We start from the raw sequence: 19,922 nt of genomic DNA on the forward strand, positions 1-19,922 counted from the left end.
CTCCCGGGTAACAGACTACTCTACTACCTGATCGATCACCAGCGTGACACGCTCGCTGTCGCCCCCGGTTGCCACCGGTGACTGGCTTCCGACCAGATCGCCCGGCTGGGCAATGGCCTGACCCGAAGCACTGATCCGTGCGCCCACTTCGACTGCATCAACACTGGATAGTTCGGCACCCGGCATCATCGCCATGCTGTCATCAAGCACGACATCCAGCGGCAGATCGGAAACCTGTATGCGCACCGCCGCCAGCGGCATACGACCACCCACCGGGCGGGCATAGATAAATACCGCCTGATCAGGTGAGACCTGTGCCTTCAGCTCATCGGAAAGAGTGACGCTGACACTGATCGATGTTTTAGCCGGGGCCTTAAGTTCAGGCACCTCTTCTCCCGCTGCAGCCAGTTGTTGCTGCGCCTGTTCGATCCCGGCCCTGAGCGACTGTACTGCCTCACCATGAGCGCTTTCCATGGCATGGCTCCAGTACTCAATCGCAGCGCGGTAATCCCCGGTTTCATAAGCGTTGATGCCCAGCAGGCCCAGCGCGGCCATATCATCAGGATCAAGCTCAAGGGTACGGTCGATCTGAGCCTGCACCTCAGGCGTCATGCTGCCGCCGGCCTGAAAATAGAGCGCCTGGGCGATCTGGCCCTGAACTCCGGCGAACTGTGGTGCATCTTCCGGCAGAATCTCGGCCACGCGGCGAAACGCCTCAACCCCTTCGTCGAAGCGGCCCTGGTTCACATAGGTGGTGGCCAGCAGGTACCAGCCCTCCGCATTATCCGGGTTGGCCTGCAGCTCTTTCTCGAGTTCGGTAACAGCCTCTTCCAGCGTCGGCATCTGCGGAGGATTCAGCGCCAGCGCCAGATCTCCCGAGCGTCCCAGCGTGTTATAGAGCCCAAACGCGATCACCGGTATCAATAGCGCCAGCAACACCACGGTGGTGAACTGGGCAGCGCCCGGCCGCGGGTGCTTGAGCTCCGGCGCCTGCTCTTCTGCATCGATCAGCAGATTACGCTCCAGCTCCAGCTTGAGTACTTCGAAGTTTTCAGCGTCCAGGGTGCCCGAGTCACGCTCGTTTTCCAGCTCGGCCAGGCGCTCACGGTATATTTCGATATTAAGATGCTGTCTATCAACAGAGGTGTCGTCGGCCTGTTCGGCAAGGCGATCCGCTTCGCGACGGGCCCTTAGCAGCGGCCAGAACACGAAAGCCACAGCGACAAGGGTCAGCAGCGCAATGCCGCTCCAGAGTGCGATCATTGTTTCTTATCCTGTTCCAGCAGTTGCTCCAGCCGCGCCCGCTCCTCGGGAGCCAGATTATTCCCCTCGCCACCTGCCGCGTTGCCGCGACGCCGGCTACGGGCGATGAAAAACACCACCAGCAAGCCGATACCGAGCAGAACAAAGGGGCCGTACCAGAGCAGCCAGGTCATCTCGTTCACCCGCGGCTTGTAGAGTACAAACTCGCCATAACGGGTAACCATGAAGTCCACGACTTCATCATCGCCAGCGCCTTCATTGAGCATGCGGTAGACCTCACCGCGCAGGTCGGACGCAATCGGCGAATTGGAGTCAGCGATATTGTTGTTCTGGCACTTGGGGCAGCGCAGTTCAGCGGTCAGCTGTTGAAAACGCTCCTCGGTGGCCTTGTCGTTAAATTCATAGGCTTCGATGGTGGCATGGGCGGCACCGGCCCACATCAGGCACAGGAACAGGAGCCGCTGCATAACTCGAGTCATGCGCCCGCTCCGCTGGAGACCTGCTCCATCACCGCTTCAAGATCTTTCCAGACCCGCGCATCAACCGCGCCCACGTGGCGGTAGCGGATCACGCCTTCAGCATCGATCACGTAGGTTTCCGGCGCTCCGTAGACACCCAGATCCAGCCCCAGCTTACCGTCTTCGTCCAGAACCACCTTGTCATAGGGGTCGAGATAGCGCTTCAGCCACTCGCGCGCCTTGACCGGCTCATCCTTGTAGTTGATGCCGTAGATGGTGACGCCCTGCTTTGCCAACTGGTTAAGGAAAGCGTGTTCTTCCTTGCAGGTCGGACACCAGGTCGCCCAGATATTGACCAGCGCCACCTTGCCCTTGAAATCATCCGGCGTCAGCGTCTGTTCCGGCGCCGTCAGAGAGGCTTTCTCAAACGCGGGGAACGGCTGATTCAGCCGCGCAGAGGGCAGCTCCGTCGGATCGATGGAGAGACCTCGCCAAAGGAAAAAGCCGATGCCCAGAAAGATGGCCAGCGGTAGAAAAAGTACATAACGACGCATAGCAATCTTCCTCTTTAAGCGCTCTGTGCCGCCATATCGCGGCGGGCCTGTTTACGGTAACGAGGATCAGTGGCCGCGAGTATGCCACCCAGGGTCATCAGCAATCCGCCCAGCCAGATCCAGCGCACGAACGGCTTATACTGCACCCGGATTGCCCAGGCATCACCATCCAGAGACTCACCCAGCGCCACGTAGAGATCACGGAACAGACCGGGATCGATCGCCGCTTCGGTCATCACGTTGTTACGTGCGGTGTAGAGGCGTTTTTCCGGGTACATGGTGGTATAGGGTTTGCCCTTGTAGAGCACCTGGATCACACCGGTATCGGAGTGGAAGTTAGGTCCATCCACCTTATCCATGCGCTCAAACACAAACTCGTAATCATTGAAGGCTTTACGATCACCCGGCTCCATGCGCAGATCGCTGTGCTCACTGAAAGTGGACACCAGCGCCACACCGACCACCAGTACCGCAACGCCCGCATGCGCGAACATCATGCCGTAGTAGGCGCGGGACTGCTTGAATACCGCCCCAAACGGGCTGCTCTTGGCGCGAACACGGTTAAACAGGTCACGCAGTCCGGTGAATACAATCCACCAGGCCAGAACCAGACCCACCGACACCCAGACTCCGGGGAACTCCGGCAGCGATACCACTGACAGGGCGCCCGCCACCAAGGCCAGCACACCCGGCAGCCAGAGCTGCTGCAGCATCAGTGCACCTGAGGTCTGCTTCCAGCGCACCAGGGTGCCGACACCGAGGCTGATCATCAGCAGCAAGCCCAGCGGTACGAACAGCGCATTGAAGTACGGCGGCCCCACCGACAGCTTGCCCAGCCCCAGCGCATCGATAAGCAGTGGGTAAAGCGTGCCCAGCAGCACCGTAGCGCAGGAAACGGTGAGCAGCACGTTGTTAACCAGCAGCAGCGTCTCGCGCGAAACAAAACCGAAGCTGGACTCGCTTTTCACATGTGACGCCTTAAAGGCGTACAGCAGCAGCGAGCCGCCAATGGCGATAGCCAACAGCGCCAGGATAAAGAAACCGCGGTCCGGGTCGGAGGCGAAAGCGTGCACCGAGGTCAGAACGCCGGAGCGCACGAGGAAAGTCCCCAGCAGACTCAGCGAGAAGGCAAAGATCGCCAGCAGCACCGTCCAGCTCTTGAACACGCCGCGCTTTTCGGTAACCGCAAGGCTATGTACCAGTGCGGTACCCACCAGCCAGGGCATCAGGGAAGCATTTTCCACCGGATCCCAGAACCACCATCCGCCCCAGCCGAGCTCGTAATAAGCCCACCAGCTACCCAGGGCGATACCCAGGGTCAGAAAAGCCCAGGCGATATTGGTCCAGGGACGCGACCAGCGTGCCCAGGCCGCATCCAGGCGTCCGCTGAGCAGCGCCGCGATAGCAAAGGCGAAAGCAACAGAGAAGCCCACATAGCCCATGTACAGCATCGGCGGATGCACAATCAGGCCGAAATCCTGCAGCAGGGGGTTAAGATCAGCGCCTTCCTGCGGCATCTGCGGCAGGTAACGCTCGAACGGACTGGAGGTAAACAGCACAAACAGTATAAAACCGGTGGCGATCAGCCCCATCACGGCAAGTACGCGAGCGCGCATGTCATCCGGCAGGTTATCGCTCTTGATCGCAACAGCCACGGTCCAGCCAGCGAGGATCAGCAGCCAGAGCAGCAGCGAGCCTTCATGACCGCCCCAGACAGCGCTCAGACGGAAATACCAGGGCAAGGCGCTGTTGGAGTTGCTGGCCACATAGGCTACGGAGAAGTCGTTGCTGTAGAACGCCCATGCTAGGCACAGGAAGCTGAACAGCACAAAACCGAACAGAGCCACCGCGAGCGGTCGTGCAAAACCGCACCAGAGGGCGTTGTTCCGTGCAGCACCGATCAGCGGCACAAAGCCGAGCAACACCGACATACACAGTGAAAGAATGAGCGCATATTGACCGAGTTCAGGAATCATTTATTAAACTCCTGACCACTGGGCATCGGCATCTTGCCGGCTTTTTCCAACGCTTCGGCGACTTCTGCCGGCATATAGTTCTCATCATGCTTGGCGAGCACCTCGACCGCCTGGAACACGCCCTGGCTATCGAGCTCACCCTGGGCAACGATGCCCTGTCCCTCGCGGAACAGATCCGGCAGTATGCCGCTGTAGTGAACAGACACAGTTTTCTCGTAATCGGTAATTTCGAACATCACATCAAGGCTGTCTGCGGCACGTTTGACACTGCCGTCGACGACCATGCCACCGGCGCGGATACGGGTATCGGTAGGCGCTTCGCCCGTGGCGATCTGCGTGGGCGAGTAGAACAGGTTGATGTTCTGATTCAGGGCGAAAAGAGTCAGACCAACGGCGACGGCAACGCCGAAGACGATGAACAGCACGATGTAGAGCCGCTTCTTGCGCTTCGGGTTCATGGACTTTGGTTCTCCCTCTGTAAACGGCGTTTAAGCTGAGCGATCAACCGACTGCGCTCCATCAGGGGCGCTGCCAGGTTAAGCAGAATGACGGATAGACCCAAGGCGTAGCTGAGCCAGACGTACAGCCCATGCCCGCCCATCGACAGGAATTCGGAAAAAGAGTTAAAGCTCACATCAACCTCATTTCGACAGCAGCAGATCCCTGACCCAGCCGGAGCGGCGTTCACGTCTAAGAATCTCGTTGCGCAGACGCAGCATCAGCGTCACCGCGAAGAAGCAGTAAAAGCCAACCACCATCACCAGCAGCGGCACCCACATGTCAGCCGGCATCGCCGGTCTCTCGGTCAGCTTGAAGGTGGCGGGCTGATGCAGCGTGTTCCACCACTCCACCGAATACTTGATGATCGGGATATTAACGAGCCCAACGAGAGACAGAACCGCGCTTGCCTGTGCAGCAGTTGACTCGCTCTCGATGGCAGAGTTCAGTGCCATCACCCCGAGATAGAGGAAAAGCAGGATCAGCATAGAGGTCAGACGGGCATCCCAAACCCACCAGGAGCCCCAGGTCGGTTTGCCCCAGATCGCGCCGGTAAGCAGCGCCAGCACCGCCATGGTGGCGCCGATAGGCGCACAGGATTTGGCCACCATATCGGCGACTTTCATCTTCCAGATAAGACCGATGGCGCCAGCGACGGCCATCAGCATGTAGCAGGACTGAGCCAGAATCGCCGAGGGCACATGCAGGTAGATAATGCGGAAGCTATTGCCCTGCTGGTAATCCGCCGGCGCAAACAGCAGCGCCCAGACCATACCGCCAAGCAGCAGTACCAGCGCTGCCACCGAGAACCCGGGCAACAGTTTGCCGCAGATCTGGAAGCACCAGCGAGGAGAAGCCAGCTGGTAGAACCAGCGCGGTAACCATTTCTTCTTCTCTACCATTGTTTTCACTCTACCCACTCACCGAAATTCGTAATGCGGCGCCAATCGCCAGCGGCGCCAGCACGATACCCAGTGCCAGTAACGCGCCCAGCAGCGCCAGATAACCGCCCAGCGGCAAACCGGTTACCGCAGCCTGTACCGCGCCGGTGCCGAAAATCAGCACCGGAATATACAGCGGCAGCACCAGCAGGGAAATCAGCACCCCGCCCCGTTTCAGCCCTACCGTCAGCGCCGCGCCGATGGCTCCCACCAGGCTCAGCGTCGGCGTACCCAGCAGCAGGCTCAGCATCAACCCGGGAACGCCCTCGGCCGGCAGGAACAACATCACCGAGATCAGCGGCGCCACCAGCGTCAGTGCGAGCCCCGTCAGCATCCAGTGCGCCAGGACTTTGGCAACCACTACCAGCATCAGCGGTTGAGGACTCAGCAACAGCTGCTCCAGCGAACCGTCATCAAAATCGGTACGAAACAGGCTATCCATGGACAGCAGGGTCGCCAGCAGAGCCGCCACCCAGATCACACCTGGCGCCAGTTCCGCCAGGAAGCCTGGCTCCGGACTCACGCCAAGCGGGAACAGGGTAATCACCATCAGGAAGAAGATCAGCGGGTTGACCAGTTCGCTCTTGCGCCGCAGCGAGAGCTTCAGGTCACGTTTCAGGGTTGCAGCAAACAGCGCCCCCATTCCGATATCGGGCCGACGCGAAGCCCCCAACTGTTGGTTCATCCGCGCTCTCCCTGCCGGTCAAGATTGATACTGCGCACGGCGCCACTACCCTGCAGGTCCTGGTGAGTGGTGAGGATGACACTGCCGCCCCGGGCTACATGCCGCCCGATCAGCGCCTCTTTTGCCGCCACGCCACGCTTGTCGATCGCCGTAAACGGTTCATCGAGAATCCACAGTCGCGCATCGCTGAGGTAAAGACGAGCCAGGGACACGCGACGATGCTGACCAGCGGACAGCGTGTGGCAGGGAACATCTTCAAAACCGCGCAGACCCACTTGTTCCAGCGCCTCCTGCACTCTCGCCGGATCGAGGGACGCGTGCAGCGCGCAGTACCAGTGCAGGTTTTCTTCCGGTGTCAGCAGCGCTTTAACGCCCGGCTGATGGCCGAAGTACAGAAGCTCACTGCGAAACTCATCGCGCACCCGGTCCACAGGTTCGCCCTGCCAGTAGATATCGCCTTCGTAGTTGCGCGACAAGCCACTGAGTATGCGCAGTAAAGTGGTTTTGCCGCTGCCGTTGGCGCCCTCGATCTGCACGATCTCGCCGCTATCGACATCGAAGCTGAGTTGGTCGAACAGCACCCTGTCATCCCGTTCACAGAACAGGTTCTCAACTTTCAGCATCGCCTGGGACAAACAGCTTCTCCGTCAAGGTGTCACAACAGCCACAGCGCTACAGTTTCGCCCACACTGGCCGACTGATTTCAAACGCGCCATTATAAACAGATTGGCAGCAAAGCGTCAGGCAAGCACAGAGCCGACAGTACCGAATCATGCCAAGGTCTGAAGCTTCTGCTACCTAGGTCCAACACGGACCCAACGTCAGTTCAATGCACATCCAACGCGGTCATCTACCGGCGTCAGGGAGCTACAACAGTGCCGATCAATCTACCCGTACAATCACTACAGCAGTTGCCGTCGAACAATGCCCCGCAGGGCGACGTTCGCGCCGAACTCGCTGCCGGCCGCACGCTGGAGGCAAGTGTACGGGAAGTCACTCCCGACCCACAGCGCCCCAACCTGTTCCGGATCAAGGTCGAGGTGCAAAGACAGCTGATGGAGCTGATAACCTCCCAGCCACTAAACACCGGCGCCCGTATCAACCTGAGCCAGGATGCCGCGGGTAAGCTTCAACTGGCACTGCTCAACGCCCAAAGCCAATCGCCACAGAACGCAGCAGCTCAGGCAAAAATCGCCAGCCAGCCTCCCCTGCTGCAACTGCGCATACCCAGCCAGGATCAAGGCAACACCAGCCTGTCCAGACTGCTTCCGATGGGCGAGGCGCAGATTGCGCGGGTCATCACTAACACTCCGGCGCCCCAGCCTTCCCAGGCAGGCACACAACCACAGGCGCCACAACAGACATCCCAACCGGCACCTCAACCCGCAGCGCTCCCCTCATACCAAACAACGACGGGAAGCGGAGCCAGCTCTGCGCCCGCGGCTAGCGTGGCCAATCAAAACCAGGCGGGCGGTCCACAGGCATCCCAGCCACAGGCTGAAATCCCAGCAGCACAGGGCACGACATCTCGAGCACCCCAGCCTGGCAATGCGCCATCCAGCGGACAGGCTCAAACCAATACCAGCACGCCTGCTGCTGTTGCCGACGAGCCGGCTAACCGACCCACTCAATCGCTACCTTCGCAGCCCGCGCCTTCAAAAGCCGCTCCTTCAAACCCAACGCCTTCCAATCCAGCACTATCAGGCAGCGATACCGGCAGACCTCAGCCCTCTCATGGAGAGCAGACTGCAACGCGGCAACCGACACCGCCGCCAGCGCCTGCAACAACAGCAACGACAGCAACGACAGCCAGGGAACAAACATCGCTTCCCCGCGGTACTGCTACGCCGCCCAGCTCTGCGACAGCCGCCGGGGAGCGCACAAATTCAGCACAGCAGCCTGCAACAGCTGCACGAGCCTCGCTGAATACCTCCAGCCCGGCGCCTCAGCCCGCCAAAGATGGTGCGGCACCACAACCGGCAACTCCGAATAACACAGCGGCGATACGCGCAAGCGCAGCACAGGGTTCGCCTGCACAGCCACTCCCTCAGCCCAGCTTTCAACCTCACACAGGCGGCATCACTCAGGTGACGCTTGCGGTCAATGGCCAACAGATCGAGCTGCTCAGCCCGAGACCACTACAGCCTGGACTCGAGGTGCAACTGACACGCACTGCGAATAACCAGGTACAGCTTCAAATTGCACCGCCCCGCAATGATAACGGTGCACAACTCAAATTACAGGAAGGGCTACAGCAAATATTGCGCGACAATTTGCCGCAGCAGCTACCTGCGGGCGATGCATTGAATCAAATGCGCCAGTTATCTGCGACAAGCCGGGGCGGCAACGATGCGGTGGCACAGGTGGTGAAATCATTACTCAGCCTGTTCAGCGTTGCGCCGAAAAGCGATGCGAAAACCACCCAGCAGGTGGTGCAGAACCACCTCCAGTCCAGCGGTTTGATCGGCCTGACAAAAACGAATACCTCTGGCGGCAAACCTGAGCTACCGCCACTGCAGCAGCAGCTGGGAAAACTGAATCAGCTGGCAGAGCAATTGCCGCCCCAGGCACGGGAGCAGATGCTGACGCTGGTTAAAGGACTTCAGGCCCGTAGTGCCAGCCACCAGGCAACCAGCCTGCAAAACTGGCAGGAACTGCCGGACGGCTCCCTCGAGAGGCAGTACCGGCTCGACCTTCCGATACGCCTGGATCGTGACCGTCTGGAAGACAGTGAGATCCGCATCCAGCAGCAGAAAAGACCCGATGAACAGGGGCGCTTCGTCTCCCAATGGTCGATTCAGCTGCATTTCGATCGCGAAGAACTCGGCAGCGTGGATGCCCATGTCAGCCTGCAGCAGGAGTGGCAGCTGAGTGCCCGATTCTGGGCCGAGCGGGATGACACTGCACACCTGATCCGCGAACAGCTGGACAGCTTTCAACAGCAACTGGGCGCCAGCGGCTTCCAGGTCGAAGCGCTGCAGGTGCAACGCGGCCGGCCGCCGAGGGATACGCGCTCTCCCATCAATCACAGGCTGGTTGATCTGCACACATGAATGACAATAACGACTTCGATAAAGACGATGGTCTCAGCGGTGACTACAGCTCACTGAATCGCCAGGCGGTAGCGCTGAAATATGACCAGGACGCGGGCACTGCACCGAAGATAACCGCCAAGGGTCAGGGGATAATTGCGGAGCAGATCATCCGCCTGGCGAAAGAGCACGATGTCCATATTTACGAAAGCCCGGAGCTGTTGGAAGTACTGATCCGGCTGGAGCTGGGGGACGAAATCCCTGAATCTCTCTATCGTGCCATCGCGGAGATTATCGCCTTTACCTACGGCCTTAAGAGAGAAGCAGACGCGAAGGAAGAAAGCTGAAGGAGGAGGCTAGCTGAAGGGGCACTTCGCCGGTCTGAAGGGTTAACTCAACCAGGGCTCAATGACGCTGCTGTGGCAGGGCCTCGCCGGTATGCAGTTCACGATGCAGCAGCGCCATCAACTCAGCTTCTGGTCTACCGATACCGCAGCTGCGCACCAGATCATCCACATCCGCGCCCATTTCCATCAGTTTCGCTGCCTGGTTATAAGCGAGGACGCCCGGATCACGGTTTTCCAGCTCCTGCTGTTTTTCTACCGTAATATTGAGCAGGTGCTCAATCGCCAGCAATCGTTTACCCATACCGATAGAGCCATTGGTCATGGCGCGAATCTCGTTACGCAGCACATTGATCAATGCCTGCTGGCGTCGTTCCTGACGTCGCAGGCGCAGCATCAGCACGACGCAAAGCGCCAACGTCGCAAGGCTGACGAGGGAAAATAGCAAAACGATCAGATTATTGGCACTCAGATCCATCACAGGCCTGTCTCAGAAAGAACCTGCGCCCATCGACAAGACGGACGCAACGTCAATCACCCGATTGTAACCCAAGCGGCGGGTAGCGACGAATGGATAAATCTCAGGCGATAGTCGCCTCAAACTCTTCAACCAATTGATCCACATCGACAATGGCGCAACGCTCATCCATATAGGTGCCATACAGCCAGGAGCGATGCTCCTTGTCGGTGTTGAGGTTGACCCTGTCCATAGGAATCTGGATCGATTTCACCAGACCGTCACAGGCCAGCGCCCATTTACGCCCCTGAAGAATAAGCACCTCTGAGTACTGCGAGTGCTCGGGTTTGTAGCGATCCGGAATCAACCAGAGTGCGGTATCAACCACATGGGTACTGGAGTAGGTCTCGCCGAAAGAGCCGAGGATCCAGTCAGGCATGCCTCCGATGGCCAACGACAGATCGACCATATTCAGCGCGCCCTCGATACGCTCAAACTCAACGGCAAGCTTGAGACCGTGCATATCCAGCAGCACACAGTTTAGGACCTTGACCGGGGCCTGGGACACGGGGCTTGCCTCTATCGCTGACCGAGGCGCGGGGGTGACCGGCGCTGGTTCTGGTTCTGGTTCTGGTTCTGGTTCTGGTTCTGGTTCTGGTTCTGGTTCTGGTTCCGGCTCTGGCTCTGGCTCTGGCTCTGGCTCTGGCTCTGGCTCTGGCTCTGGCTCTGGCTCTGGCTCTGGCTCTGGCTCTGGCTCTGGCTCTGGCTCTGGCTCTGGCTCTGGCTCTGGCTCTGGCTCAACAGCCTTCGATGCGACTGCATCGGCGTCAAGCGTCTTTTCTACCGAGTCATCGTCCAGTGGCATCGTGCCGGCCGCTTCTTCCGCGACGCCGTTTTCCTCCGGAATCTCCGGAGCTATCTCATCGGAAGCATCCACCATCTCAAGATCCGGGTCTGCGAGCAGCGCTTCGATATATTCGAATACGACTTTCTTCTGATCAGCCATTAGCCTGACCCTCTCTGCGCTGTTCCAGCAGGTTTCTCAACAGCTTCGCATAGGCATGAACACCGCGGCTGCCCGCATCCATCGATGAAGGCACCAGCCCCTTCAAACTGGCGTTACGGAACTTGGTATCCACAGGCACCACCGCGGTGGAGATGTTGTCTTCATAACGCTTATGCAGCTCACGCAGACTACTGACAGAAGCCTGGGTGCGGCGGTCGTAAAACGTGGGGATAATGGTGTACTCCAACTTGTTGCGACGCGCACGATTGACCATTTCAATGGTGCGCACCATGCGCTGAAGGCCTTTCAACGCCAGAAACTCGGTCTGCACCGGGACCAGCAGGTGATTGCACGCCGCCAGAGCGTTGACCATCAGCACACCGAGTACCGGCGGGCTGTCGATCAATACAAAATCATAGCTCTGCTTCTGGGTGGCAAGCGCCTTGGCCACCTGCAGCCCCATCCCCTCTTTACCTACAGCGCGACGTTCCAGAGTCGCCAGCGCGGTGGATGCAGGCATCAGGTCGATACCCGGCTGAGAACTGGGCAGAATCAGGCTTTTGGTGCGTTTCTCATCCACCTGCAGCTGCTCAAACAGGTCGTAGACACTGTGCTCGAGCTCATCCGGATCAAAGCGGAAATAACTGGTCAGGGAACCATGGGGATCCAGGTCCACCAGCAGCACCTTGTAACCCACATCGGCCAATAATCCCGCCAGGGTTACCACCGTGGTCGTTTTACCGACCCCGCCTTTCTGGTTAGCAACAGCCCACACCTGCATAGCAATTTCCCGTTAGTCTTCCGGCCTGGCCTGACGGATCAGAATGCCGTCTTGCGTTTCAACCTGTTCCAGCGCCGGCGGCGCCTTCTCTTGTTCCTGCTCGGTCAGCATTTCGCTGACTGCATCATTACTGACCTGCTCACTGCCGAAAGAGGCCACCGCCCGACGCACTTTCTCATCACGAGACACAACAATCACTATGCGCCGGTTCAGTCTCCGCCCCTCAGCGGTACGGTTGCTGTAGGCGGGCTGAAATTCACCATAGCCAACGGCAGCCATCTGCTGCGGCGATACGCCGTTCATCGCCAGCAGCCTGACCACCGCTGCCGCCCGTGCCGCGGACAGCTCCCAGTTGGAGGGATAGCGGTCGGTAGAGATCGGCTCGTTATCGGTAAACCCTTCGACGTGGATGGGGTTTTCAATTTCGCGCAGTTCTGCCGCGATCTGCGACAGAATCCTGTCGGCCTCAATAGCCGGTATCGCTCCCCCACTCCCGAACAGCAGGCTGGAACGCAGTTCGATAGAGAACCAGAGGTCAGAGCCCTGAACCTCTACTTCGCCACCGGCAATCTCCTTACTGAAGTCCGCTTCCAGTCGCGCCCGCAGGTCATTCAGCAACCGGGTCTCGCCCTCATCGGCGGGACCAACCAGAGTCGCAGCGGCCTGCTCCCGGCTCTCACCACCTTCGAGAATACCGCTGCCGCCCTCCACTGCGGGGCTTGAGCCTCGCATCACTCCCGGCCCGGAAAACACATCGGACAGAGCTTCCGTCATGCGCCGGTATTTCTCTTCGTTAACCTGGGAGATGGCGTACATCACAACAAAAAAGGCAAAGAGCAGAGTGACGAAATCCGCCCAGGAAAGCACCCAGCGATCCAGCGGAGCGTCCGGTTCAGGAGGCCTTCTTCGCGGCATAATCGGTCTCCAGGTAGCCCTGCAGGCGCTGGCGGATCACCTCCGGGCTCTGGCCCTCGGCGATAAACACCAGTCCGTCCATCAGCATCTCGTGATACTGCGCACGCCCCTGCACCAGCCGTTTAATCTTATTGGCGGTAGGGATCAGCAGCAGGTTGGCCAGGGCCACACCATAGATTGTCGAAACAAAGGCGGTGGCGATGCCGTGCCCAAGGGTTTCCGGCTCAGCCAGGTTCGCCATCACCTGGATCAGCCCAAGTACGGTACCGATGATCCCCAGCGTGGGTGCATAACCACCCAGGCTTTCGATCACCCGAACCGCCTGAAGGTCACGTTGCTCACGCGCAATCAGATCCACCTCCAGTATGGAGCGGATCATCTCCGGCGGTCGCCCATCGGCAAGTAGTTGAAGGCCATTTGCGACGAAGGCGTCCTCACACTTGCCGGCCTCGGCCTCAAGCGTGATCAGACCGCGCTTGCGGGCCTGCTGACACCAGTCGCGCAGCGCCTGGTTGCCGGCGTTGAAGTCCGGTTCATCGGTACGATAAGCCCAACCGAAGAGCCGCCAGGCACGGCGAAAGTCCTCTCGCGGCGACTGCACCATGGCCGCAGCCAGTGTGCCGCCAACGACGATCAGTGCCGCGGTGGGGTTATAGAGTTCAGACAGGTCGCCGCCGCCGACATAATTGCCACCGACTATGGCTACGAAAGCGACCAGTATCCCGAGGAATCCAAACATCAGCTTTGCCTGCACTGTTTAGCCAACAAAGGGCCTATATCCTCTAGATCAAGAATCTCGTCCGCCAGACCTGCATTCACCACAGCCTGGGGCATACCGTAAATTGTGCAGCTATCCCGGCTCTGCGCCCAGATCCTGGCGCCTTCGCGCTTGAGCAACTTGGCGCCATCGCAGCCGTCGGCGCCCATACCGGTCAGAATCAACGCCAGCACCTTGGCGCCGTATGCCTTGGCCGCTGACGCATAGGTCACATCCACACTGGGCTTGTAGGTCAGTTTGGTATCGCCTTCGAGAATACGGATGCGGTCGGTCTGGCGTGGATCGATCATCATCTGCAGGCCGCCCGGCGCCAGCAGGGCAACACCTGGACGCAAGCGATCTCCATCCGCCGCTTCTTTCACCTCCAGCGCACACTGCTGGTTAAGGCGCTCGGCAAACACCTGGGTGAAGGTTTTCGGCATGTGCTGCACCAGCAGCACGGGATAGGGAAAACCGGCCGGAATTGCTGTGAGTATTTTCTGTAACGCCGCGGGACCACCGGTAGAGGTACCGATCACGACGATTCGGCAGTCCGGAAACTTGACCTTGGCGGGGCTACTGGTCGGTACCGTCGCCACCGGAGGCGGAGCAGGCCGGGGCGCTGCGGCTCGAACGGGAACCTCCCGCGCTGCCGGCGAGGCTGTCGCAGTTGACGGAGTACGTACCGAAGTCTGGGCAGAACGCGGCACTCGGGCAGCCGGGCGCTCAGGCGTAGGGCTGTCAGGGCGGAAAACCATGCTTGACGAGGTGTTGGCTCTGGAGCGTGGATGACGATGCTCAAACACGGAGCCAGAGCGAAAACGCCGGTTAGAGCCCAGCGCCAGAATACGCTCCAGCAGCTGGGTACGGATACTCTGGCTCTTATCCATCCAGGCGCGAATATCCTTGGGCAGATAATCGGCTGCCCCCGCATCCAGGGCCTCCAGAGTGATACGGGCGCCCTCATGGGTCAGCGACGACAACATCAGTACATTCGTGGGACATTCCCGCATGATGATCCGCACCGCGTCTATGCCGTTTAGCTGCGGCATCTCGACGTCCATGGTGATCACATCGGGCTTGAGTTCACGGGCTTTTTCGACCGCCTCGCGGCCATTGACCGCGCTGCCGACCACTTCAACCCGTCTGTCGTCGCGCAAAATCTCTTCGATGCGATGGCGAAAAAAACCCGAGTCATCAACGACCAGAACACGAACCGTCATCTAGGCTCTCCAACCCGGGCTTTTCCGCGCACTCGATCAGGTCTGCGCATAACGTTTCAGCAGATTCGGAATATCGATGATCAGTGCAATCCGCCCGTCGCCGGTAATGGTCGCACCAGACAGCCCCGGAGTACCGTGCAGAATCGTACCCAGCGGCTTGATCACCACCTCTTCCTGGCCCACCAGTTGATCGACGACAAAGCCCACACGAGTGGTACCCACGGTCACGATCACCACATGGCCGTGCTCCGGCAGAGCTTCATTCTGCTTGCCATTCACCAGCCAGCGCTTGAGATGGAACAGCGGTATCGCCTGATCACGCACGATGATCGCCGCCTGCCCATCAACAATATTGGTCTTGGTCAGATCGAGGTTGAAAATCTCGTTTACGTTCACCAGCGGCAGCGCGAAGGCCTGGTTTTCGAGAATCACCATCAGGGTCGGCATGATCGCCAGTGTCAGAGGCACCTGGATCGCAATGCGAGTACCCTGCCCCATGACGGAATCGATGCTGAGTGTACCGTTGAGCTGGGTGATCTTGGTTTTGACCACATCCATGCCCACGCCACGACCGGAAACGTCGGAAACCTCGGTCTTGGTGGAGAAGCCGGCCTGGAAGATCAGGTTGAAACACTCCTGATCGCTAAGGCGACGTGCAGCTTCTTCATCCAGCATGCCACGTTTCACCGCCAGGCTACGCAGCTTCTCCGGGTCCATACCGGCGCCGTCATCCTGGATAATCAGCAGGATGTGATCGCCTTCCTGTTCTGCGGAGAGCAGCACATGGCCTTCACGGGGCTTGCCAGCTCGCGCACGGACATCCGGCGCTTCGATACCGTGGTCGACCGCGTTACGAACCAGGTGGATCAACGGGTCGGCCAGCGCTTCGACCAGGTTTTTATCCAGGTCGGTCTCTTCACCGCGCAGCTCCAGGCGAACCTCTTTCTGCAGGCTGCGGGACAGGTCACGGATCAGCCTGGGAAAACGCCCAAACACCTTTTTTACCGGCTGCATACGGGTCTTCATAACGGAAGACTGCAGATCGGCCGTCACCATATCCAGCGTACCGACCGCCTTGCCCATCTCCTCGTCTTCCTGGCTGACACCGAGACGTACCAGGCGGTTACGCACGAGCACCAGCTCACCGACCATGTTCATGATCTTGTCGAGCAGACGGGTATCAACGCGAACGTTGCTTTCCTGAGTCGGCTTATGCGCGGCTGTTGCTGCAGGAGCCGCCGCACGCGCGGCTTCAGCCGCAGGAGCTTTCGATGCCACGGGCTCTGCCGCTGCGGCCGGCTTAGCGGCTACCGGCTCAGATCGAGGAGCCGCTGCTCGCGGCGCAGGCGCACTCTCTGCAGGTGCGGCTCCGGAGAACGCCCCTTTGCCCTCTGACTGCAACTGATCCAGCAGGCTTTCGAATTCGTCTTCGGTGATCAGATCACCGTCTCCCGAAACCGCAGTTTCAGGCACACTGGCTGCCGCCACATGGGGCTTTTCATTGCCGGGAGCACCGCCGGCACCATGCAGATCATCCAGCAGAGCTTCAAACTCATCTTCGGTGATCAGATCCGATTCAGGCGTTCCAGCCGGCGCCTCGTTTGCCACGCTTTCGCTGGAGGCACCAGCGAGATCGCCAAGCAGCGCCTCGAAATCATCGTTAGGCGTGTTCGGATTCGTCGGCAGAGGCTCTTGCGGCTGAGCTGGCGGTTGTTTAGCCGCTGCAGACGCAGCGGGCGCGGAACTGGCCGGGCCACGTCCTTCCGCGAAGTCGATCAGCCGCTGTAACAGCTCGGGCGAGGCATGATCCGGCTCGATGCCGTTGCGGACCGAGTCGAACATGGAGTTGACCTCGTCCAGCGCCTGAAGCACCAGGTCCATCAGCTCCTGGGTAACGCTGAGCTCGCCGTTACGCAGTTCATCGAACAGGTTTTCAGCCTTGTGGCAGCAATCCACCATGGCATCGAGCTGCAGGAAACCGGCTCCGCCTTTGACGGTATGAAAACCGCGAAAAATAGCATTCAGAAGGTCGCGGTCTTCAGGGCGTTGCTCAAGGTCTACGAGCTGCTCGGACAGCTGCTCAAGAATCTCCCCCGCTTCGACAAGAAAATCATCGAGAATTTCCTGATCGGCATCGAAACTCATCGGGTACTCCTACTCAAAATCCTAGGCTCGAAAGCAGCTCGTCTACATCGTCCTGGTCGCAGGCAACATTGTTGTCGCCCTTCGGTACCTGAGGACCCTCAGCCTTCACTTCTTGTGTTTTCTTATCGTCACGTTTGCTGTTTTCTTGATCTTCAGCAGCGGAGTCCGATTTACCGAAAGACGCCGTGATATCAACGCCACTAAGGCGTTCCACCTTGGACGCCATGTCCATCAGCTTGACCAGCTGGCTTTCGACCTGCGTCAGCAGGGTAATCACGCGCCGAATCAACTGCCCGGTAATATCCTGAAACCCCTGTGATACGAGAATTTCGGTCAACGCCGAGCGCAGCTCTTCTATGGTCTTTTCCGATTCGTCCTTCAGTGAACAGGTACGGTCATAGACACCATCCAGCGCCTTGAACTCACCCTCAAGCTGACCGACCAGCATCAGCAGATCGCGAAAACGTGTGCTCTGCGTATCCAGGCGGTCAACGAGGGTCAGGGACTGGTCAACCCGGTCCATGGTCTTGTGCGCAGTTTCTTCGGTCAGCTCAATCACATAGGAGAGACGATCAGATGCATCGCTCATCGCCTCCTTGCCGGCCTGCTCATCGAGCTGACCGCCTACATCGCTGGAAAAGGATTTGATCGCTTCATGCAAACCGCGCGTCAGGTGACCGACTTCGTTGTAAAACACTTCATGCCGGGCGGTCTGCAGCTGATTGATCAGTTCGATAGCCAGGGGTAGTTGACCCGCTTCCAGCGCGGCCACCAACTCCTGAGCCTTGTCCTTCAGCATCTCTTCCAGTCCGTCCAGGTCTACCGTCTTATCCTGTTCAGCCATAAGCCGTTCCTCTGGTACCTAATTCAGGTCCTATCAGCCCTGCAGACGTTCGAAGATCTTGTCGATCTTCTCTTTCAGCGTCGCGGCGGTAAACGGCTTGACTACGTAGCCATTCACACCGGCCTGGGCCGCTGCAATGATCTGCTCACGCTTGGCTTCTGCGGTAACCATCAATATAGGGATATGAGCGAGGTTGGGGTCGGAGCGCACCTCTTTGATCAGATCGATACCGCTCATGCCAGGCATGTTCCAGTCGGTGATCAGAAACTCGATTCGCCCCTGTTTCAGGATCGGCAGCGCTGTTTTGCCGTCGTCTGCCTCATCCACATTGGTGAACCCCAGATCCCGCAGCAGGTTTTTAATGATGCGTCTCATGGTGGAGAAATCATCCACAACAAGAATCTTGATGTCTTTGCTCAAGACAGGTTCTCCCGGTTATTTACTCTACTTCGGCACCAGAAAAGGGTAGCCCCTTTATTGCCAGTCTCTTAAACGTGTCCTCAGCCTCGCCGCTGCCTGGCTGTGGATCTGGCTGACACGTGACTCGGTTACACCGAGCACCTGCCCTATTTCCTTGAGGTTTAGCTCCTCATCGTAGTACAACGCCAGCACCAGTTTCTCCCTCTCGGGTAGATTCTGTATTGCCTGTGCCAGAGCCGACTTGAAGGCGCTACCCTGGGTGGAATTTTCCGGCCCCGGATCATCGCCAGCGAACTGTTCCCCAACCGTGTCTTCGCCGGATTCGCTAAGCTCTTCAAAACTGAACAGCCGGCTATCCGATGAGTCCTGCAACAGGTTGTGGTACTCGGACAGCGAAACGCCCAATTCCGCCGCCACTTCTGCATCCAAGGCATCACGTCCGGTGCGTGCTTCAACCCGGGCGATCGCCTCACTTACCCGCCGGCCATTGCGATGCACCGACCGGGGTGTCCAGTCACCGCGACGCACCTCATCGATGATGGCGCCTCGGATCCTGATTCCAGCATAGGTTTCAAAACTCGCACCCTTGCCGGGATCATACTTGTTAAGCGCTTCGAGTAACCCGATCATTCCCGCCTGAATCAGGTCATCAAGCACCACACTGGATGGCAACCTCGCCATCAGATGGCGGGCTATCCGTTTCACCAAGGGAGCATACTGCTCAACGAGCTCCTGGCCTGACCTGAATTCCAGCTGGTTATACATGCAAGCTCTGCGCTCAGTACCTTAAGTACTGCCTAGACCCCTTGAACCAGACGCTCAACAAAGAATTCGAGATGCCCGCGTGATGTTGCCGATACGGGCCACTCATCTACTTTATTGGCGAGCTGCCGATATGCAAGTGCTGCCTTACTGGTCGAAAACGCTTTCAAAACAGGCGTTTGCTTCTGTACAGCCTTGCGTACCGCCTCATCATAAGGGATTGATCCCTGGTATTGAAGCGTGACATCGAGGAAGCGATCCGTCACCGTCAGCAGCTTGCTGAACATGTTCCGCCCCTCGGCTTCGCTACGTACCATATTAGCCAGCACCCGGAAACGCGTCATGCGGAAATCCCGGTTTAGTAGCTTGATCAATGCATAAGCGTCTGTGATCGACGTCGGTTCATCGCAGACTACCACAAGAACTTCCTGCGCGGCACGTATAAAACTCACCACCGATTCAGAAATGCCCGCTGCCGTATCCACGATCAATACATCGAGCTGATCGGCGATATCATTGAAGGCGTGAATCAACTCGGCATGCTGATGCACGCTCAACGCGGTCATCGCCTGGGTTCCCGAGGATGCAGGAACTATATGGAAGTTTTCACCGGCCCTGACCATCACATCCTGCAGACCGCAGCGGCCTTCAAGCACATCAACAATATTCTGTTTCGGTCGCAGCCCGAGCATCACATCCACGTTGGCGAGACCCAGGTCAGCATCCATCAACACCGTACGCCGCCCCATCTCACCCAGCGCCGCAGCCAGATTGACGGACACGTTGGTCTTGCCGACACCGCCCTTGCCGCCCGTGACCGCTACTACCTTGACCGGATGTGACTGTTTCATATTCATGCTC

General features: G+C 58.7%; 23 protein-coding genes. 2 read left to right on the plus strand and 21 right to left on the minus strand.

Features of this window, described 5'->3' with window-relative positions; genetic code table 11:
• Positions 1 to 15: 15 nt before the first annotated feature.
• From ccmI to C4S72_RS25770, 10 genes are all read right to left on the minus strand, one after another.
• A complete protein-coding gene (gene ccmI / locus C4S72_RS13275) occupies positions 16 to 1,263 on the minus strand; it encodes a c-type cytochrome biogenesis protein CcmI (protein ID WP_104003627.1) in 1,248 nt (415 codons plus the stop codon).
• Positions 1,260 to 1,742 carry a cytochrome c-type biogenesis protein gene (locus C4S72_RS13280; RefSeq protein ID WP_456085545.1) on the minus strand — a complete coding sequence of 161 codons (483 nt, stop codon included), beginning with the start codon at positions 1,740 to 1,742 and terminating at the stop codon, positions 1,260 to 1,262. Before C4S72_RS13280 ends, ccmI begins: the two co-directional genes overlap by 4 nt.
• Entirely contained in the window at positions 1,739 to 2,275 is a 537-nt protein-coding gene (locus C4S72_RS13285; protein WP_104003628.1) for a DsbE family thiol:disulfide interchange protein, read from the minus strand. The genes C4S72_RS13280 and C4S72_RS13285 overlap by 4 nt, the downstream gene beginning before the upstream one ends.
• Before the next feature lie 14 nt (positions 2,276 to 2,289).
• Positions 2,290 to 4,251: a heme lyase CcmF/NrfE family subunit gene (locus C4S72_RS13290; protein ID WP_104003629.1), complete on the minus strand. Its 1,962-nt coding sequence runs from the start codon at positions 4,249 to 4,251 to the stop codon at positions 2,290 to 2,292.
• Positions 4,248 to 4,709: a cytochrome c maturation protein CcmE gene (gene ccmE, locus C4S72_RS13295; RefSeq protein WP_104003630.1), complete on the minus strand. Its 462-nt coding sequence runs from the start codon at positions 4,707 to 4,709 to the stop codon at positions 4,248 to 4,250. The genes C4S72_RS13290 and ccmE overlap by 4 nt, the downstream gene beginning before the upstream one ends.
• Positions 4,706 to 4,885 carry a heme exporter protein CcmD gene (gene ccmD, locus C4S72_RS13300; protein ID WP_104003631.1) on the minus strand — a complete coding sequence of 60 codons (180 nt, stop codon included), beginning with the start codon at positions 4,883 to 4,885 and terminating at the stop codon, positions 4,706 to 4,708. Before ccmD ends, ccmE begins: the two co-directional genes overlap by 4 nt.
• Before the next feature lie 7 nt (positions 4,886 to 4,892).
• Positions 4,893 to 5,651 carry a heme ABC transporter permease gene (locus tag C4S72_RS13305; protein ID WP_104003632.1) on the minus strand — a complete coding sequence of 253 codons (759 nt, stop codon included), beginning with the start codon at positions 5,649 to 5,651 and terminating at the stop codon, positions 4,893 to 4,895.
• 10 nt (positions 5,652 to 5,661) lie between these two features.
• Entirely contained in the window at positions 5,662 to 6,375 is a 714-nt protein-coding gene (gene ccmB / locus C4S72_RS13310) for a heme exporter protein CcmB (RefSeq protein WP_104003633.1), read from the minus strand.
• A complete protein-coding gene (gene ccmA, locus C4S72_RS13315) occupies positions 6,372 to 6,998 on the minus strand; it encodes a cytochrome c biogenesis heme-transporting ATPase CcmA (protein WP_104003867.1) in 627 nt (208 codons plus the stop codon). The genes ccmB and ccmA overlap by 4 nt, the downstream gene beginning before the upstream one ends.
• Positions 6,999 to 7,989: 991 nt before the next feature.
• Positions 7,990 to 8,199, minus strand: a complete 210-nt coding sequence (locus C4S72_RS25770) for a hypothetical protein (RefSeq protein WP_160115519.1) — start codon at positions 8,197 to 8,199, stop codon at positions 7,990 to 7,992.
• A 488-nt stretch (positions 8,200 to 8,687) separates the two neighbouring features.
• Between C4S72_RS25770 and fliK the strand changes: the two genes are divergently transcribed.
• Together fliK and C4S72_RS13325 are read left to right on the plus strand one after the other, a co-directional pair.
• Positions 8,688 to 9,428 (plus strand): flagellar hook-length control protein FliK, encoded by a 741-nt coding sequence (gene fliK / locus C4S72_RS25775; protein ID WP_160115520.1) that lies wholly within the window; start codon positions 8,688 to 8,690, stop codon positions 9,426 to 9,428.
• Positions 9,425 to 9,754, plus strand: a complete 330-nt coding sequence (locus C4S72_RS13325; protein WP_104003635.1) for an EscU/YscU/HrcU family type III secretion system export apparatus switch protein — start codon at positions 9,425 to 9,427, stop codon at positions 9,752 to 9,754. Before fliK ends, C4S72_RS13325 begins: the two co-directional genes overlap by 4 nt.
• 58 nt (positions 9,755 to 9,812) lie before the next feature.
• Here the strand turns inward: C4S72_RS13325 and C4S72_RS13330 are convergent, their stop codons facing one another.
• From C4S72_RS13330 to C4S72_RS13380, 11 genes are all read right to left on the minus strand, one after another.
• A complete protein-coding gene (locus C4S72_RS13330) occupies positions 9,813 to 10,229 on the minus strand; it encodes a DUF2802 domain-containing protein (protein ID WP_104003636.1) in 417 nt (138 codons plus the stop codon).
• A 103-nt stretch (positions 10,230 to 10,332) separates the two neighbouring features.
• Entirely contained in the window at positions 10,333 to 11,214 is an 882-nt protein-coding gene (locus C4S72_RS25925) for a hypothetical protein (protein WP_104003637.1), read from the minus strand.
• On the minus strand, positions 11,207 to 11,995 hold the full coding sequence (locus C4S72_RS13340; RefSeq protein ID WP_104003638.1) for a ParA family protein: 789 nt from the start codon (positions 11,993 to 11,995) through the stop codon (positions 11,207 to 11,209). The genes C4S72_RS25925 and C4S72_RS13340 overlap by 8 nt, the downstream gene beginning before the upstream one ends.
• Positions 11,996 to 12,007: 12 nt before the next feature.
• Positions 12,008 to 12,910: a flagellar motor protein MotB gene (locus tag C4S72_RS13345; protein ID WP_104003639.1), complete on the minus strand. Its 903-nt coding sequence runs from the start codon at positions 12,908 to 12,910 to the stop codon at positions 12,008 to 12,010.
• Positions 12,888 to 13,649, minus strand: coding sequence for a flagellar motor protein (locus C4S72_RS13350; protein ID WP_104003640.1), 762 nt, complete (start codon positions 13,647 to 13,649; stop codon positions 12,888 to 12,890). Before C4S72_RS13350 ends, C4S72_RS13345 begins: the two co-directional genes overlap by 23 nt.
• Positions 13,649 to 14,890 (minus strand): protein-glutamate methylesterase/protein-glutamine glutaminase, encoded by a 1,242-nt coding sequence (locus C4S72_RS13355; RefSeq protein ID WP_104003641.1) that lies wholly within the window; start codon positions 14,888 to 14,890, stop codon positions 13,649 to 13,651. Before C4S72_RS13355 ends, C4S72_RS13350 begins: the two co-directional genes overlap by 1 nt.
• 36 nt (positions 14,891 to 14,926) lie before the next feature.
• Positions 14,927 to 17,035 (minus strand): chemotaxis protein CheA, encoded by a 2,109-nt coding sequence (locus C4S72_RS13360; protein ID WP_104003642.1) that lies wholly within the window; start codon positions 17,033 to 17,035, stop codon positions 14,927 to 14,929.
• Positions 17,036 to 17,048: 13 nt separating this feature from the next.
• Positions 17,049 to 17,879 (minus strand): protein phosphatase CheZ, encoded by an 831-nt coding sequence (locus tag C4S72_RS13365; protein ID WP_104003643.1) that lies wholly within the window; start codon positions 17,877 to 17,879, stop codon positions 17,049 to 17,051.
• 33 nt (positions 17,880 to 17,912) lie between these two features.
• A complete protein-coding gene (gene cheY, locus C4S72_RS13370; RefSeq protein WP_104003644.1) occupies positions 17,913 to 18,299 on the minus strand; it encodes a chemotaxis response regulator CheY in 387 nt (128 codons plus the stop codon).
• A gap of 54 nt (positions 18,300 to 18,353) precedes the next feature.
• The gene (locus C4S72_RS13375) at positions 18,354 to 19,064 is read right to left on the minus strand and encodes an RNA polymerase sigma factor FliA (protein ID WP_104003645.1); all 711 of its coding nucleotides are present in this window, start codon (positions 19,062 to 19,064) and stop codon (positions 18,354 to 18,356) included.
• Positions 19,065 to 19,096: 32 nt separating this feature from the next.
• On the minus strand, positions 19,097 to 19,912 hold the full coding sequence (locus C4S72_RS13380; RefSeq protein ID WP_104003646.1) for a MinD/ParA family protein: 816 nt from the start codon (positions 19,910 to 19,912) through the stop codon (positions 19,097 to 19,099).
• Between the last annotated feature and the right edge of the window lie 10 nt (positions 19,913 to 19,922).

This window comes from Marinobacterium lutimaris (assembly GCF_900108065.1).
Lineage (GTDB): Bacteria > Pseudomonadota > Gammaproteobacteria > Pseudomonadales > Balneatricaceae > Marinobacterium_D > Marinobacterium_D lutimaris.